A 15,761-nucleotide genomic window follows, 5' to 3' on the forward strand; every position below is an offset into this window, starting at 1 on the left:
TATAGCCCATGCCGTCCGGGGGGCGGCTGAAATCCGCCGGTAGTTTACGTGTCCTTGCCCAATCCCTCAAGCAGCGGCACAAAGCGCACCGGGCGCAGCTCGTCATAGTCCAGCCCGTCTTCGGTTTTGCGCACCCGGATCAGGGTCTGCACATGGTCTGATTGCCCCACCGGCAGAACCATGATGCCGCCGGTCTTGAGCTGCGCCAGCAGGGGGCTTGGCGGATCTTCGGCGGCGGCGGTCACGATGATCCGGTCAAACGGCGCCTGTTCGCTCAGGCCGTGGCTGCCGTCGCCGACCAGCGAGGTCACATTGGCAAGCTGCAGCTGCTCGAACACGGCCCGCGCCTCGCGCACCAGCCTTGCGTGGCGGTCGATGGTATAGACCCGGCGTGCCAGCTTTGACAGGATCGCCGCCTGGTAGCCGGAGCCGGTGCCGACCTCCAGCACCGTGTCGCGCGGAGAGATCTGCAGCGCCTGGGTCATCATGCCCACGATAGAAGGCTGCGAGATGGTCTGGCCGCAGGCAATCGGCAGCGGCACGTCCTCATAGGCGCGTTCTGCAAAGATGCCGCGCACAAACATGCCGCGGTCGATCGCTTCGATGGCTTCCAGCACCCGCTGCTCCGTCACCCCGCGCGAACGCACAGAGAACAGGAATTGCATCTTGGTTTCGGGATCGGGGCCGCTCATTCAATTGCCTTCAGCGCGTTCAATGCATCGCGCGCGGTCAGGTCGGCACGCATCGGAGTGACAGAGATATAACCGTCGAGGTTGACCGCGGCGTCCGAACCGGCGGCGGTCTCGACCTGCTGGTTGCCGCCGCGGATCCACAGGCAGCGGCGCCCGGTGGGCGACAGCTGTTCTTCTGCGGAAAAATGGCTGCCGCGACGGAACCCTTGGGTGGCCACGCGGGCCCCCTTCACCTCTGCGGCCAGGACCGGCGGGAAGTTGATATTGTAAAACAGCCGGTAATCCTGCTGGTCCTGCGGCTGGGCGGCCAGGATCTTTTTCACCAGCGCAGCCCCATGCGCGGCGGCGGCCTCAAACGGATTGTCCGTCTCGCGGTTGGCAGGGCCGTAATACTGCGACAGCGCCATCGCCGGGATGCCCTGCAGCGCGGCCTCCATCGCGCCGCCCAGGGTGCCGGAATAAAGCGCATTTTCAGCCGAGTTGTTGCCGCGGTTCACGCCCGACAGCACCAGGTCCGGTTTTGCGCCATGCATTGCCACGTGAATGCCCGCCAGCACGCAGTCGGCGGGAGAGCCTTCGGCGGCAAAGCGGCGCGCGCCAAGCTGGCTGAGCATGGTGGGGCGGGTGTAGCTGATGCAATGGCCGACGCCGGATTGTTCAAACGCCGGGGCCACGGTCCAGACTTCGCCGTCCGGGCCTGCGACCTCATGGGCGATGGCGTCCAGGACCTTCAGCCCTTCGGCGCTGATGCCGTCGTCATTGGTGATCAGTATGCGCATGGGGTGTCTGCCTGCCGTGTTCAACCGGGTTTTCGATTGAATAGGACCTGTGCCGGAACGGGGCAAGGTTTTCGCGGAGTGAAGCAGGATCAGCCGCAAAGCGGGGCAGGGAGGCAACAGACCGGACAGGGCGCTCCCGCCCCCTGGGCCTGCATCAAAGATGCCGTCCCGGGCGTTGGGCCGGGCGCCGCGCTGGCGCGCGGCGCGGGCTGACAGTCAGCGTCAGTCTGCCAGGATCTGCGGCAGCAGGCGCGCGGCCTCGACCTGGATCGGGGTCAGTGCATCGCGGTTCTCACCCGGGTGGAAACGGGCGCGCAGGGCTGTGGCCATCGGCTGCGGCTCCAGGATCCGCACCTGCGGGCCGGTGCGGCCGGTTTCCGCCTGCCAGCTGCGGGCCAGCGCCATCTGCGCCGCCTTGGTGGCGCCATAGGTGCCATAAAACTTCTCGCCCGCGCGTGCGTCATCAAAGAACACTGCGCGGCCCGATTGGCCCAAAAGCGGCGCGACATAGGGGATCAGCACCGAGGTCGCAGTGGCGTTGACAGCCACGGCCTTGGTCCAGTCCTTGGCTGCCACAGAAGGCGCCGGGCAAAGCGCGGTTGCGTGGATCGCGGTGTGCAGCCACAGGTCCAGCTTGCCCCAGCGGTCGTGGATGCCACGGCAGAGCGTTGCCATCGCCTCGGGCACGGTGATATCCATCGGCGCCAGGGTGGCAGAGCCGCCTGCGGCCTTGATGCGGTCATCCAGCTCTTCCAGCGCGCCGGTGGTGCGGGCCACGGCAACAATGTGATGGGTGGGCGCAAGCGCCTCGGCCAGGGCGTTGCCAAGGCCGCGCGACGCGCCGGTGATGAGAGCGATTTTATCTGTCATGGCACGTCTTGTGGGCTGCGCGCACGGGCAGGTCAAGGGGCGGCGGCCCAGGCCAGGAATTTTGGAAAAATCCTGGCAAATTTCTTCGAAGAAATTTGTGCTGCGGAACCGGGCTGCTTCAGCCGCCAGGCATGGAAAGGCGTTGGCTTTCACCTTTGGAATTCAGGATCAGCCCCTTGGCGTCTATTGCCACCACCTGGCCCGATGACAGGCGGCTGCCGCGCGACACCTTGCGGGTGCGGCCCGACGGCAGCCGGATCAGTGCAGTCATACTGTCCTCTGGACCGAACAGCCCCAGCAGGCTCAGGTTGCCGCGGTTCATTGCATTGGTCTGAGTCGCAAGCCCTGCCACTTTGGCAGAGGTGCCGGCCTCAGTCTCTGTGTTCGACATACCGTCCGTTCCTCATTAATCCGGACGTATCTGGGCTGCCGCAGGCTGCGTATCAAGCCGCAACCGACCCGGCGGCATCCGCATCGGCGGGAAGCCGCGGACGGCTGCAACGGGACCGCGAGACCCGGTGCCGCAGTGCCCGCTCAGGCGTCATAAACCAGCGACGGCAGGTCGTGCCCATAGGCATAGAGCAGCTCCAGAAGCTCCTCCAGGTCGGCGCCGTCCTTTTGCAGCGGATAGAGCGGATGGTTCTGCTCGGTGACCCTTAGTTCAGGATATTCACCGCCTGGACGCATCTCCAGCATGCAGCCCGCAGGCACCGGCATGTCGGGCGGGATCGCATTGGCCAGCCAGGCCGGGCGGTCGCCCAGCTTTTCCGTCTCGCGCATCTCAAACAAGTCGAGATAGGCATCGAAATCATCGCGGCTGAGACTGGCCCAGGTGCCCAGGATGAACTCCTCGCCGCGGCTGTTTGCCAATGGCACTGCCAGCACCGCGCGGATAAAACGCAATTCGCCAAGGCGGCAGAAATCATCCGTCAGAATATCGCCGCGGGTGGCCAGCACAGCAGAGTTGTCCTCCACCTCCATATCCTCGGAACAGATGTCGGGCCGGTCGCAGCTGAGGCTCAGCAGTTGCGCAAAGGTAGCGCCGCAGCAGCGGCACTGGCGCGGAGAGGTCAGCATGCGGGCAAGATGCGCGTCCAAAAGGCGGCCTTTCATCTGGAAGCATAGGAAAAGGCGCGGGCCGTCACGGCCAGCGCCTCCCCATGCACTGTTGGCGGCCCTCATACGCGGATGAGGGCGGAAGTTCAAACCCCCATGGACCGCGGGGACGCCAGCCTCAGCCGGTCGCCAGTTTCGAGGCGTTCCAGGAGGCGCCGGGGGCCGGCATGTCCTGGATCTTGGCGCTGACCCGGCTGCTGCCTTCCAGCGCATCCAGGTATTCAGCCGTCACCCCGGTGATGTAGTTGCCGTCAAAGCAGGAGCAGTCAAAGCCCTGGATGTCCGGGTTGCCTTCCTGCGCCGCCCAGATCAGGTCGTCGAGCTTTTGGTAGAACAGCGCATCGGCGCCCAGCTCTTCGCGGATTTCGTCGATGCTGAGGCCGTTTGCGATCAGCTCGTGCTTGGTCGGCATGTCGATGCCATAGACGTTCGGGTATTTCACCGGCGGTGAGGCAGAGGCGATATAGACCTTCTTGGCGCCCGCATCGCGGCACATTTGCACGATCTTTTTAATCGTGTTGCCGCGCACAATGGAATCGTCGATCAGCAGCACGTTGCGGCCCTTGAACTCCAGCGGGATGGCATTCAGTTTGCGGCGCACCGACTTCTGGCGTTCTGCCTGGCCCGGCATGATAAAGGTTCGGCCCACATAGCGGTTCTTCACCAGCCCTTCGCGGTAGCGGATACCGGTGGAGTTGGCGACTTCCAGCGCCACGGGGCGCGCCGAATCAGGTACCGGGATGATGCTGTCGATTTCCAGCCCCGCGTCCTGGATCTGCTTGGCCAGCGCTTGGCCCATGCGCAGCTGGGTTTTGTAGACCGACACACCGTCCATCATCGAATCAGGCCGTGCCAGATAGACATATTCGAAAATACAGGGGGTCAGCTTGCCCTCGACCGCCTGGAAGCTGTGCATGTTGCCGTCCAGATCAACCAGAATGGCCTCGCCCGGCTTTACGTCACGGATCTTTTCAAACCCGTTGATGCCGAACGCCACGTCTTCAGAGGCAAAGCAGAAATCCTCGCCGCCGCTTTGTGCCGGGCGTCTGCCCACGGACAGCGGGCGGATGCCATTGGGGTCGCGGAACGCCAGCATGCCGACACCGGCGATCATGCACAGCACCGAATAGGCGCCCTGGATCCGCTCCATGGTCATCTTCACACCGGCAAAGATGTTGCGGACGGGTTCCGCATTGCCATTGACCTTGATCGCGTCAGCCACCTTGTCGGCCAGCACGTTCAGCATGATTTCGGAATCGGACGTGGTGCGCAGATGGCGGCTGTACTTACCGGTCACCTTTTCGCGCTGCTCGGCGGTATTGGTGATATTGCCGTTGTGAACCAGATAGATGCCATAAGGCGCGTTCACAAAGAACGGCTGCGCTTCGGCTGCACTCAGCGAGCCCGCGGTGGGATAGCGGACATGGCCGATGCCGGTCTTGCCGGTCAGGGTGTCGGCATCCTGCGGGCCGAACACATCCTTGACCAGGCCGTTTTCCTTGCGCTCGCGAAAGAATTCGCCGGTGTAGGTCACAATCCCCGAGGCGTCCTGGCCGCGGTGCTGCAGCATCAACAGCCCGTCATATATCTCCGCAAAGACATCCGTGTCCCGGCTTGCGATCCCCAAAATCCCGCACATTGGCTGGCTCCAATCCCACTTAGGCTTTGCTGTTCGGTTGCTGAAGGAAGCGGCTCGGATGGCAGTCTAGCGCATTTTGCGTCGCTTGCGCCAATCCGGCTGACCAAGCCGCGCCAAGCGGCCATACCGGCAAACCGGCCGGAGCCAAGGCGCCGAATGCGTCTCCAAAGCCCGGCGCCATGCGCGTCAGGTCAGATCCACAAGGGCAGGCGGGCAGCGTCTGCAGCAGCGGCAAGGCGGTGTGGCTCCGAATCCGTTTCCTGTTCCGGCCCTCACATAGTGCCTTTCTCCGCGGCTGTCATCAAAGGATCACAAATCCGATGCCGCACCGCGGCAACGGGGACGGGGGGATGTTGCCGGCGGCGGCATCAATGCAGCGTCAGCAATGAAACAGCCCCCACCAGAATAAGGCTCAGCGCCCAGACCAGATCCAGGTTGAACCAGCCCTTGGACAGGAATTTCAGCCCCAGCCAGTGGTAAACGCCAAGCGCCAGCGCGCCGCCGGCTGCGGTCATGGCAAGGGTATGGGCCAGGGCCACGGTCACGGCGATACCGGCATTGCGGCCCATCAGCGTAAATGCGGCGGCGTGGCCTGCACTTTCGTCCGGGCCGCATAGACCCAGATAGACCGGCACCAGCATCAGCCCGGCGCCATGCGCCATCGCTGCCAGAAACGACCACAGCGCCAGCCGCGACGGCGGCACCCGCGCCAGAAAGCGGGGATGTCGTCGGTTGATCAGCAGATACCCCCCCAGCGCAATCACCAGACAGGCCGCACCGATGCGGATTTGCACATGCCATTCCGTCAGCCACAGCAGCGCCGAAAACGGCAGCAGGATCACAGTCATTGCCAGAAGATGGCCAAAGGCCAGCGCCAGCAACGCTTTGAACAGGCTGGCTTTGCGGCGCTCCATCAACGCAGAAGAGACCGACAGCGGCCATCCCATCCCCGGGTTCACCCCGTGATAAAGCCCCGAGGCAACGACGGCCCACCACAGGGCCGCCGCTGATGAGAGTTCCGTCACCCGTCAGACGGAGGGATAGCAGAAACTGTCGGTAGAGCAGTCGCCCCCTCCAGCCGGATCTGATGACTGCGGTAGCCTTTGGGGAAGTCGATATAGAAATCTTTATCCAATTCCAGCCCGCCGCCGTCACCCACGTTGGCCATCACCATCTGACCGCCTTCGTCATCAGGATAGAACTGGTCGTCCCAGGTGGAATAAAGCGAATTGGTCCAATAGACCCGCTTGCCGTCGCGGCTGATCTCAACCATCTGCGGGCCATAGGCAAAGCCCTTGCCATTCGGATGCTTGGCGCCGCGGGCAATACCGCCCAATTCTACCTTGCCGGCCAGCTTGGGGTTCATCGGGTCAGAAACATCATACTGATGCATTTCCCCCAGCCCCCAGCAGGCCACATACAGGTATTTGTCATCCAGGCTCAGGTCGATATCGGTGACCAATGGCGGCACCGCCTCAAACCCCTGCAGCAGCGGCGGCAGGTTTTCGGGTTTTTCGGGCCGCGGGTCGATGGTGATGGTCTTCTTGGCCTCGAATGTGCCGTCATCCTTCTGCCACCAGGTGAAAATCGCGCCCTGCAGGTTGGTGGTATCCACCACCACGCCGCAAAAGCCATAATCTTTGGACGGATCATGCGCGGGCCGGATTTCCAGCGCCATCTGGTGGTTTTCACCCAGGTCGATGGTCTGCACGTTCTTGCGCTCACGCAGGTTCCAGAAATGGATCGAATGGCCGTATTTGTTGCTCAGCAGATCCTCGGCCACGATGCCGTTTTCAAACTGCGGCGGCAGGCCCCATTCGGAGCTCACCATGTAATCGCGCGGCAGGTTCCACCAGAAATCATAATGCTTGTCCTGCGCACCCCGGTCCATTTCATAACGGCCCAGAATGTCGAAAGTCTCGCAATCCATGATAAAGATGCCCGGCGGCCCGTCAGTGCCGTCTTCGCCGCCGCCGCCCAGGGTTGAGACATAGATGCCCTCAGGCCCGCAATGAATGGTGTGCGGGCGGGAATAGCCGGTTTTCGCAAACAGCTCTTCGGGTTCGATGATCTTGTGGATCTTCGCCTCTCGCGGCTCCTTCACGTCAATCACGTAAATACGGCTGGAGCGGATGCCGGGAACGATCAGATAGCGCCGCTCCAGAAACGCGTGTCCGGTCAGCGGCGACAGCGCCGAAGAACAGGCGTTCCAGCCGAAATGATGAAATTCGTCGCCCTTGTTGGGCATGATCAGCTGATGCACGATGTCGCCGTAGCTGTCCGATTTCGGATCCACATCGACAACCGCCAGCCCGTCAGGCTGCGAACCATCGGGGCTGAGCATAAGGGTAAAAGCCAGCGTCTCGGCCGGGGCTTCCATGGCTAGCCTGGGGGTGGCATGGAATGTGGGGTCGGGCCGCAAATTCATCGTCAAATCCTCCCTGAAACGGGCGCCATTTGTTCTGCTATGCGTCTCGGCGCCTGCGCTGATGCTGGCACACAATCAAATTCCGGGCAATTTTTTTTGAAATGACGCTGCTGCGCGAAACATTTTCCCGGTTATGTGCGGTATGCGGCCGGTTGCCAACCAGTTGCGTGCTGCGGTCAGGATACTGTTCTTCCCGCCCGGTGGCCGCGTCCTGCAAAGAAAAGGCCCGCACAAAGACGGGCCCGAGGGGGGGAGGAAAAGTCTTGGGGGGCTTGGCCCCGGTGATCAGGCTGCCAGAATACGGTCCAGCAGGTTGTCCAGCGGGGACGGCAGGCGGGCGTCAGTTTCACCCATACCGGTTGCTGAAAGGGCGCGGCCTTCGTCGCTGGCCAGCACCTGGCGGGTCTCGGAAAGCGACAGCTGGTGAAAGGCCGAGTCTTCAGCAACATCGCCTGCGGGCAGCAGCATGCCGCTTTCGGCCCAGACCAGCTCTTCTTCTTCAAACTCGAAATGGATGCGGCCCAGACGCTCGGGCGCAACTGCGGTGATGCCTTTGTAGCCGGTCAGAGCAATCAGCTTGGTGACCACCACCGGCAGGCCGAACAGGCGTTCGGCAGTGTCCATTTCCAGCGCCACTTTCTGGTCCGAGGGCAGCATCAGGTCGGTATCGTTGCCCAGGGCGCCGGCCGGGACATGCATGCAAGTGGTCAGGCGCGGCACTGCGTGGCGGACCGCCTTCACTTCCTGGGCGCCGCCGTCAAAGGTGAACACCTTGTCGCCGGGCTTCACGTCGCGGGCCTGCTTAAAGCCTTCTTCGGTCTCCACCAGCGTTGCGGGCAGAAAGCCGCCGCTGCGGATACGGTTGCGTTTCGGGGCAGGGGCCGCAGACAGCGTGTGCGGCAGCGGATTGGTCAGCAGCAGTACATCAACCGGCTGGTAGTCAGCAAAATCTGTGGTGTGGTCCAGCTGCATTGTGTCGTCCCTTCTGAGCGTCTTAGCCCGGCGTTTTGCCGTTGAAGCCATCAGGCCCCGGAATTGGGACCAAATTGGGGCGGGCGTGCGTCCCATTTCGGGATGGCGCGATTTTTCCGGGACAAAAGCGGCCATTTCAGGGGGATTGTTAACTGTTTGACGGGGCAGGCTGAGGATTTGTTAAGATTTACCGCAAGTTTGATGATCCGGATTTTGCTCGCTCTGCACGTGATTCCTTTTGGTTAACAAGGCGTTAATCATCATTTATCTCGTTAACCATCCAGCCCGGCTGCTTGTGGATAACTGTGTGAACGCTTTGAATTCAAAGCAAAACGGGCGCCCAAGGGGCGCCCACGTGCCTGTCTTAAGGTGGTAATCCTTAGGTATTACTGACCGCAGGACCCGATCAGCGCTTCATACTGCTCGGTGACCCAGCCCAATGCCTGCTCCGGGTTGCGGTCCTCAATCTTGCCGATCAAACGCTCAAACACCTCGGCCGAGCGGCTTTCGTCAACGATTGTGAAGCTCTGCCCGGTCATCACCACATTGTAGAGGAAGAAGGCTATCGCCACCAAAAGAATGCCGCGCAAGACGCCGAAGAAGAAACCCGCGCCCTGATCCAGCCCGCCAAGCGCAGAGCGCTGCACCAGGGTGGAAAACAGCGGCGTAAAGAAGGAGACCACGATCAGCGCCAATGCAAACACCGCGGCAAATGCCGCGATGATCGACAATTCGCAGCTGTCGGCAATGAATTCGCCGATCACCGGGATCTCGGCCATCAGGGGTTCCACCTGCGGCGCAAAGATAAAGGCGAGCACGCCCGCGGCGATCCAGCCTGCAATGGCCATCGCTTCGCGCACGAAGCCGCGTGAATAGGCCAGCAGCGCCGATACGACGATGACCAGGGCCACGACCCCGTCGATGATTGTGAAACCTTCCATGTCCCTCGCCCGTTTGCCTGCGATAAATTTTTTGCGACCTTAGCCGGCCCCGAAGAATTCGCCAACAAAACCGGCCAGATCGCTGGACTTTCGCAAGTTCAGACCGTTCACGGACACAGTTTTACTGCCGCCAGGGGCAATCGCCGCCGTGAAACCAAGTTTTTGCGCCTCTTTCAACCGGTTTTCGGTCTGCGGGGCCGGGCGCAGGGCTCCGGATAGCGAAATTTCTCCGAAAACCACCGTATCGGCGGGCAAAGCCACGTCTTCCCGCGCGCTCAGCAGCGCTGCGGCCACCGCAAGGTCTGCCGCAGGCTCCGAAATCTTCATGCCGCCCGCCACGTTCAGATAGACATCCAGACCTGCAAACGGGATGCCGCAGCGCGCTTCCAGGACGGCCAGTATCATCGCCAGCCGCGATGAATCCCAGCCGACAACAGCGCGGCGCGGCTGCGAATGGGGCGAGGGCGCAATCAGTGCCTGCATCTCGACCAGAACGGGCCTGGTGCCCTCGATCCCTGCAAACACCACTGAGCCGGGCGACGGTTCGCCGCGTTCGGACAGAAACAGGGCCGAGGGGTTGATGACCTCAGCCAGCCCGCCGCCGGTCATTTCAAACACGCCGATCTCATCCGCCGGGCCAAAGCGGTTTTTGACCGCCCGCAAGATGCGGAACTGATGGCCGCGCTCACCCTCGAAATAGAGCACCGTGTCGACCATATGCTCAACAACGCGGGGGCCGGCGATCTGGCCGTCCTTGGTGACATGGCCGACCATGATGATCGACACCCCGTTGCGTTTGGCAAAGGTGGTCAGCTCATGCGCAGCAGCCCGCACCTGGCTGACCGACCCCGGCGCGCTGTCCACGTGGTCGGACCACATGGTCTGGATGGAGTCGATGATAGCCAGTTGCGGCTTTTCCGCTTCCAGCGTCGTCAGAATATCACGCAGGTTGGTCTCGGCAGCCAGCTGCACCGGCGCATCCGTCAGCCCCAGCCGCTGCGCCCGCATCCGCACCTGGGCGCTGGCTTCCTCGCCGCTGACATAGATGGTCTTGACACCGGCCTTGGCAAACCGCGCCGCCGCTTGCAGCAAAAGGGTGGATTTGCCGATCCCCGGATCGCCACCGACCAGAATGGCCGAGGCCGCCACCAGGCCGCCGCCCAGCACCCGGTCCAGTTCCCCCACGCCGCAGCAGGCGCGCGGCGGCGGGGTTTCGCGGGTTGCAAGATCACTCAGCGGGATGGTGCGCCCGCGTTTGACGCCCAGCGACTTCTTCGAGGGGCCGGAGCTGAGCCCCTTGTCCTCGGAAATCGTGTTCCATTCGCCGCAGCCTTCGCAGCGGCCCGACCATTTGGAGAAGCTCGCACCGCAGGCCGAGCAGGAGAAAGATGTTTTTGCCATGCCGGATCAGTGGCAGATGTTTCTGTTTTGTTCAAGGGCCGTGACCCTTGACGCGCGGTTGGTGCGGGCTGTCACGGCAAAAGCGAGGCTCTGCCTCGCGCTCCGGGATATCTGGGGCCAGAAGAAGCGGGCTTCTTTTTGGTTAAAAATACCCCGGGGGAGGCCCCCAAGGGCCGGGGGCAGCGCCCCTTTGACGCGTCCTCCGCAAGGAGCGCAGAGCGCGTCAGTCCGCGCGGCGGGGCGGCTGGATCGGCACGACGCTGCCGGGATGCGGATCAGACCCGTCCGGCGGGCTTTGCAGTTGCGCCGACAGTTCCGGCAGCAATTCGAACAGCTCGCCGCGCAGCCGCCCCAAATGCGACTTGGCGATGCTTTCCTCGATCTCCACATCGCGGGACCACTGGCGCAGCTCATGCATGACGATCTGGGCATCCTCCAGCCGTGCCTTGAAGGTCTCCAGCTCCTCCTGGCGCTGCTGCAGGAACAACCGGGCGCGGGACACTTTGGCGTCGGAATAGGTTTCTGCCAGCTCGTGGCTGACCTGGCTCATCTGCGACGCCACCTCCAGCACCTGCGGTTCCAGCCCGGCCAGATCGGGGTGCGACCGCAGAAAGGCGAGCCGCTCCTTCACCGCGTCGAATTCAGACGCCAGGGTAAAGATCCCGGCGCGGTCGGCGGCATGGGCCAGCTGATAGGCCTGCAGCACGTCCTCCATCTGCAGCGAAAACCGCCGGTGCGAGGTTTCCAGCGCCAGGATACGCCCGTTGGCAGGCAGGAAAAAAGCCAGCATAACCGCCAGCGCCGTCAGGGTGATCTGTGCGGCAATCCCGGCCTGCGGGTAAATTTCAGCGCCAACCCCGGCCTGCAGGCTGAGCCAGGGCCAGATGCCCGTGGCCGACAGTCCGGTGGCCGCAAGTGCCGCCAGCGCGCCAAAGCAGATCAGCAGGAACGTCAGCCGCATGAATACGGTCTGGGCAGTGAACAGAATTGATTGAACGCCGGACATAGGTCCCCCTCCAGCAGCAATGCAACAGATGCAGGGCCGACGGGCTGCGGGGGACGCCCGTCAACCGGGCGCAGCGTGCCGGACCCCTGCGATACAGGTGTTCGGCCCTACGAAATGGAGCGGTTCAGCGCCGGATCAAGCTTTCAGCCCGGTGTTTTGCCAATCTTTGCAGTGCGTTCAGTCAGCATCCCCAGCCCCAGCGAAGACAGGATGCACGCCGTGAACAGGTGCAGGCCCCAGGCCGTTTCAATGGTAGCAAGGCCGATCCCTTTGGCCAGCGTGATGTAAAGCGCAATCAGAAAGACATCGGCCATCGCCAGCTTGCCCAGCACATGCAGCACAGGCTGCACCCGCGAATCCAGCAAGTCCCACTGCACCAGCGCCAGGCCGATGGTTTTGAGGTAGGGAGCAAAGATCGCAAAAAATGTCACGATCAGTGCCAGTGCCGCGTCGCTGCCCCATAAAGATTGCAGCCCCGTAAGCACCGATATTTCGCTGAGGCCGAAGATCGGCAGCAGCCCGGCCCGCATCAAGGGCGCAAACCAGGCGACGGGGTAGAGGATCAGCAGCGACAGGGTGAGGAGGCGGAGGGGCATGGCGGCTCGTTTTCTGCGGGTTGGTCAAGACTTGTGCCTTCTGCGCCGTGATTGAAAGGGGGAAAACGGCGGCAGCTTACACCGGGCGGGTTACGCAGTGGCCCGGCCAGCGCCCGTCCGCCCCATGGGCGGGCGCTACGCTTCCGCCCGCGGACAGGCACCGGCCTGCCGGAAGCCTCCGGCGGGAGTATTTTGGCAAAGAAGAAGGTTTGTGCCTTGTGATTGGCAAACGTCAAAGAAGGATCGCAATAATGATGGTATACAACGCCACCCCGCATAGTGCCGCAGCGCTGGCCGCGTGCAGGCGAAAGGAGCCTTTTATAAAGGCGCGCAGAAGAAGAAATTCGACAGCAAGAAAAATGCTGAGTGTCACGGAATGAACATGCCACGACATATGCCTTCGCAGAACGGTGTTGCTGGTAACTATGAAGATCAGAAAAGTGAGCCATAAAAATGCCGTCGGCGGCAGAATAGCCAGCCAAAATCCTGCTTTTTGAGTATCAGGATTACGTTGCAGCTTCATTCCCAGCCGGGTTGTCACGGCAGCAGCTACAAAGGGGGAAGCCAATAGAAGGAGCGCGCCAATCTCTATGAATGGTCCTCTCACCGAACCGCCTCAATCGGCCCCTCCGCGCGGCCGTGGATGAATTGCTCCATATAGGGATCGCCTGACTGGTCCATCTCGCTGACCGGCCCGGTCCATTGGATCACCCCGCCGTGCAACATCGCTACATTGTCGGCAATGGCGCGGACCGAGGTCATGTCGTGGGTGATCGTCATCGCCGTGGCGCCCATCTCCACCACGATCTCGCGGATCAAATCGTTGATCACGCCGGACATGATCGGGTCCAGACCGGTGGTCGGCTCGTCGAAAAAGATGATCTCGGGTTCGGCTGCAATGGCGCGGGCCAGGCCGACGCGTTTCTGCATGCCCCCTGACAGCTCGGCGGGCAGGCGGTCGGCGACGTCTGATTTCAGCCCCACCCGGCGCAGTTTTTCAATTGCAATCCCGCGGGCTTCCTCAGCCGGGCGTTTCAGCGCGCCGCGCAGCAGGCGGAAGGCCACATTCTGCCAGACCGGCAGCGAGTCAAACAGCGCACCGCCCTGAAACAGCATCCCGAACCGCGCCAGGAACTTGTCGCGGTCGCCGGATCCGGACGGCCTGCCATCGACATAGATCTCGCCTGAGTCCGGGGTGATCAGCCCCAGCACGCTTTTCAGCGCCACCGATTTTCCGGTGCCGGAGCCGCCGATGATCACCATCGAGGTGCCCTTGGGGATCTCCAGGTTCATGCCGTTCAGCACAGCATTGTCGCCAAAGGATTTGCGGACGTTTTCCATGCGGATCATAGCGAGAAGAACACCCCTGTCAGAACAAAGTTGGCGGCCAGTATCAGCACTGCAGCGGATTCAACAGACCCTTTGGTGGCGCGGCCCACGCCCTGGGCGCCGCGGCCCGACTGCATGCCGTAATAGCAGCCCATCATCGCCGCGATGGTGCCAAAGGCGGCACCCTTGACCAGAGAGGAGATGATGTCCAGCGGCTCCAGGAAGTCGACGGTGTTTTTCAGGTAGGCCGCCGAATTGAAACCGAGGTTCTGCACCGCCACCGTATAGCCGCCCATGATGCCGATAATGTCGCCGACTCCCACCAGCACCGGCACGGTGATCAGCGCCGCCAGCACGCGGGGTGCGACCAGGTATTTCATCGGATGGGTCGAAAGTGTGACCAGCGCGTCGATCTGCTCGGTCACCTTCATGGTGGCGATCTCCGCCGCGATGGATGAGGTCACGCGCGCCGCGATCATCAGCCCGACCAGCACCGGGCCCAGCTCGCGCACCATGCCGATGGCGACGATCTGCGGCACCACCGCCTCGGCATTAAAGCGCGCGCCGCCGGCATAGATCTGCAGCGCCAGCGCGCCGCCGGTGAAGATCGCGGTCAGGCCGACAACCGGCAGCGACAGCCAGCCGATGTTCAAAAGCGCCTGCAGCAGTTCGCGCGGGTAATAGGGCGGGCGGACCATATGGCTGAAGGCGCGCAGCGCAAACAGTGCGGCGCGGCCAACAGCAGACAGCCCGGCCAATGCGGTGCGGCCCAGCCGGGCCAGAAGGGCAATAGGGTTCATCCCTGATAAGTCCGTGCATAGCGGTGACCGGTAGAGGTCAGGATCTCATAGCCGATGGTGCCGGCCGCGTCGGCCAGGGTGTCCACGGTCTGCTGCTCATTGAGGATCGACAGCGCCTCAGGCACCTCAGCCAGATCGGTCACGTCCACGGTTATCAGATCCATTGAGACCCTGCCTACGACCGGGCAGGGGGTGCGGCCCGCAAAAACCTGGATGCCGCCATTGCCCATCGCCCGGTGCAGCCCGTCGGCATAGCCCGCGGCGACGGTGGCGATGCGGCTGGGGCGCTTGGCTGTCCAGCTGTTGCCGTAACCGGCAGTCTCACCCGGTTCCAGATCGCGCAGCTGAATGACCGGCAGGTCCAGCTGCACCACCGGCAGCGCGTCCTTGAACGGCAGCCCGCCATAAAGCCCGATACCGGGGCGGCAAAGGTCGAAATGGTATTCCGCCCCCAGCAGCATGCCGCCGGTGGCGGCCAGCGAGCGGGGGATCTCCAGCCCTTCGGTCATATCGCGGAAGGTTTGCAATTGCTGCGCGTTCATCGCGTGGCCGGGCTCATCGGCGCAGGCCAGATGCGACATCAGCAGAACCGGATTCTGGCCCAGGGCGATCTCGGCCACCGCTGCCCATTCGCTATACTCCATCCCCAGCCGGTTCATGCCGCTGTCCAGCTGCACCCCGAAGGCATGGCCCGGCAGGGCCTCGAAATGGCGCAGCATCTGGTCCAATGAGTTCAGCATCGGCGTCAGCTGGAAATCCTTCAACAGCTTGGCGTCACCCGCCATATGGCCGGAAAACACCGAAATACCGGGGCCGGGGCCAAGCGCACGGCGCAACGCGCCGCCTTCTTCCGCCGCCGCCACAAAGAAATTGCGCGCGCCCGCCTTGGCCAGCGCCTTGCCAACGCGGCCCGCATCCAGGCCATAGCCGTTCGCCTTGACCACGGCTGCGGTTTCGCAGGTGGTCAGCGCATCCAGATTCCGCCAGTTGGTGGCCAGCGCATCCAGGTTGATTGTCAATCTTGCCGTGCTCATGCGGTGTTCATGACATGGGGAGACCGCAGGTCAAGTGGGAAAAACCGGAATGGCGGCAGAGCTCCGCCGCCATCAAACAAATAAGCCCGGTCCAGCGGGGGGAGGCGGACCGGGCTGGTGCCGGGGCACTGACAATCCTGTTACCTGCCAGGCCCTGG

16 protein-coding genes and 1 pseudogene are annotated in these 15,761 nt (G+C 62.7%); all 17 read right to left on the bottom strand.

The annotated features are described in order from the left end of the window. Positions 1-44 precede the first annotated feature (44 nt). On the bottom strand, positions 45-692 hold the full coding sequence (locus tag ETW23_RS07050) for a protein-L-isoaspartate(D-aspartate) O-methyltransferase (RefSeq protein WP_129371358.1): 648 nt from the start codon (positions 690-692) through the stop codon (positions 45-47). After that, positions 689-1,471 (bottom strand): 5'/3'-nucleotidase SurE, encoded by a 783-nt coding sequence (gene surE / locus ETW23_RS07055; protein ID WP_134829559.1) that lies wholly within the window; start codon positions 1,469-1,471, stop codon positions 689-691. Before surE ends, ETW23_RS07050 begins: the two co-directional genes overlap by 4 nt. A 222-nt stretch (positions 1,472-1,693) precedes the next feature. Continuing rightward, complete coding sequence (locus tag ETW23_RS07060; protein ID WP_129371356.1) at positions 1,694-2,341, bottom strand: SDR family oxidoreductase; 648 nt, start codon at positions 2,339-2,341, stop codon at positions 1,694-1,696. 118 nt (positions 2,342-2,459) lie between these two features. Beyond that, positions 2,460-2,732, bottom strand: a complete 273-nt coding sequence (locus ETW23_RS07065) for a hypothetical protein (protein ID WP_129371355.1) — start codon at positions 2,730-2,732, stop codon at positions 2,460-2,462. Between the two features lie 143 nt (positions 2,733-2,875). Continuing rightward, a complete protein-coding gene (locus ETW23_RS07070) occupies positions 2,876-3,418 on the bottom strand; it encodes a DUF2199 domain-containing protein (protein ID WP_129372927.1) in 543 nt (180 codons plus the stop codon). Between the two features lie 157 nt (positions 3,419-3,575). Further along, a complete protein-coding gene (gene purF, locus ETW23_RS07075; protein WP_129371354.1) occupies positions 3,576-5,096 on the bottom strand; it encodes an amidophosphoribosyltransferase in 1,521 nt (506 codons plus the stop codon). A 368-nt stretch (positions 5,097-5,464) separates the two neighbouring features. After that, the gene (locus ETW23_RS07080; RefSeq protein ID WP_134829560.1) at positions 5,465-6,121 is read right to left on the bottom strand and encodes a hypothetical protein; all 657 of its coding nucleotides are present in this window, start codon (positions 6,119-6,121) and stop codon (positions 5,465-5,467) included. Positions 6,122-6,124: 3 nt separating this feature from the next. Further along, positions 6,125-7,524: pseudogene (locus tag ETW23_RS07085) on the bottom strand (selenium-binding protein SBP56-related protein). 285 nt (positions 7,525-7,809) lie between these two features. After that, complete coding sequence (locus ETW23_RS07090; RefSeq protein WP_129371351.1) at positions 7,810-8,496, bottom strand: Hint domain-containing protein; 687 nt, start codon at positions 8,494-8,496, stop codon at positions 7,810-7,812. A 386-nt stretch (positions 8,497-8,882) separates the two neighbouring features. Beyond that, the gene (locus ETW23_RS07095; RefSeq protein ID WP_134829561.1) at positions 8,883-9,437 is read right to left on the bottom strand and encodes a CvpA family protein; all 555 of its coding nucleotides are present in this window, start codon (positions 9,435-9,437) and stop codon (positions 8,883-8,885) included. Positions 9,438-9,476: 39 nt separating this feature from the next. Further along, entirely contained in the window at positions 9,477-10,838 is a 1,362-nt protein-coding gene (gene radA, locus ETW23_RS07100; protein WP_129371349.1) for a DNA repair protein RadA, read from the bottom strand. Positions 10,839-11,061: 223 nt separating this feature from the next. Next, positions 11,062-11,844: a DNA repair protein gene (locus tag ETW23_RS07105; protein WP_134829562.1), complete on the bottom strand. Its 783-nt coding sequence runs from the start codon at positions 11,842-11,844 to the stop codon at positions 11,062-11,064. A gap of 143 nt (positions 11,845-11,987) precedes the next feature. Continuing rightward, entirely contained in the window at positions 11,988-12,440 is a 453-nt protein-coding gene (locus ETW23_RS07110; protein WP_134829563.1) for a paraquat-inducible protein A, read from the bottom strand. Positions 12,441-12,672: 232 nt separating this feature from the next. After that, positions 12,673-13,047 carry a hypothetical protein gene (locus ETW23_RS07115; protein WP_134829564.1) on the bottom strand — a complete coding sequence of 125 codons (375 nt, stop codon included), beginning with the start codon at positions 13,045-13,047 and terminating at the stop codon, positions 12,673-12,675. Next, positions 13,044-13,790 carry an ABC transporter ATP-binding protein gene (locus ETW23_RS07120; RefSeq protein ID WP_134829565.1) on the bottom strand — a complete coding sequence of 249 codons (747 nt, stop codon included), beginning with the start codon at positions 13,788-13,790 and terminating at the stop codon, positions 13,044-13,046. Before ETW23_RS07120 ends, ETW23_RS07115 begins: the two co-directional genes overlap by 4 nt. Then, on the bottom strand, positions 13,787-14,569 hold the full coding sequence (locus ETW23_RS07125) for an ABC transporter permease (protein WP_134829566.1): 783 nt from the start codon (positions 14,567-14,569) through the stop codon (positions 13,787-13,789). The genes ETW23_RS07120 and ETW23_RS07125 overlap by 4 nt, the downstream gene beginning before the upstream one ends. After that, positions 14,566-15,603 carry an alanine racemase gene (gene alr, locus ETW23_RS07130; RefSeq protein ID WP_134829567.1) on the bottom strand — a complete coding sequence of 346 codons (1,038 nt, stop codon included), beginning with the start codon at positions 15,601-15,603 and terminating at the stop codon, positions 14,566-14,568. Before alr ends, ETW23_RS07125 begins: the two co-directional genes overlap by 4 nt. Positions 15,604-15,761: the final 158 nt, after the last annotated feature.

Source organism: Leisingera sp. NJS201 (genome assembly GCF_004535885.1).
Taxonomy (GTDB): Bacteria; Pseudomonadota; Alphaproteobacteria; order Rhodobacterales; family Rhodobacteraceae; genus Leisingera.

Excerpts from the sequence above, each read along its gene's own strand:
- ETW23_RS07050 (WP_129371358.1), bottom strand. The coding sequence starts at position 692 with ATGAGCGGCCCCGATCCCGAAACCAAGATGCAATTCCTGTTCTCTGTG.
- surE (WP_134829559.1), bottom strand. The coding sequence starts at position 1,471 with ATGCGCATACTGATCACCAATGACGACGGCATCAGCGCCGAAGGGCTG.
- ETW23_RS07060 (WP_129371356.1), bottom strand. The coding sequence starts at position 2,341 with ATGACAGATAAAATCGCTCTCATCACCGGCGCGTCGCGCGGCCTTGGC.
- ETW23_RS07065 (WP_129371355.1), bottom strand. The coding sequence starts at position 2,732 with ATGTCGAACACAGAGACTGAGGCCGGCACCTCTGCCAAAGTGGCAGGG.
- ETW23_RS07070 (WP_129372927.1), bottom strand. The coding sequence starts at position 3,418 with ATGCTGACCTCTCCGCGCCAGTGCCGCTGCTGCGGCGCTACCTTTGCG.
- purF (WP_129371354.1), bottom strand. The coding sequence starts at position 5,096 with ATGTGCGGGATTTTGGGGATCGCAAGCCGGGACACGGATGTCTTTGCG.
- ETW23_RS07090 (WP_129371351.1), bottom strand. The coding sequence starts at position 8,496 with ATGCAGCTGGACCACACCACAGATTTTGCTGACTACCAGCCGGTTGAT.
- ETW23_RS07095 (WP_134829561.1), bottom strand. The coding sequence starts at position 9,437 with ATGGAAGGTTTCACAATCATCGACGGGGTCGTGGCCCTGGTCATCGTC.
- radA (WP_129371349.1), bottom strand. The coding sequence starts at position 10,838 with ATGGCAAAAACATCTTTCTCCTGCTCGGCCTGCGGTGCGAGCTTCTCC.
- ETW23_RS07105 (WP_134829562.1), bottom strand. The coding sequence starts at position 11,844 with ATGTCCGGCGTTCAATCAATTCTGTTCACTGCCCAGACCGTATTCATG.
- ETW23_RS07110 (WP_134829563.1), bottom strand. The coding sequence starts at position 12,440 with ATGCCCCTCCGCCTCCTCACCCTGTCGCTGCTGATCCTCTACCCCGTC.
- ETW23_RS07120 (WP_134829565.1), bottom strand. The coding sequence starts at position 13,790 with ATGATCCGCATGGAAAACGTCCGCAAATCCTTTGGCGACAATGCTGTG.
- ETW23_RS07125 (WP_134829566.1), bottom strand. The coding sequence starts at position 14,569 with ATGAACCCTATTGCCCTTCTGGCCCGGCTGGGCCGCACCGCATTGGCC.
- alr (WP_134829567.1), bottom strand. The coding sequence starts at position 15,603 with ATGAGCACGGCAAGATTGACAATCAACCTGGATGCGCTGGCCACCAAC.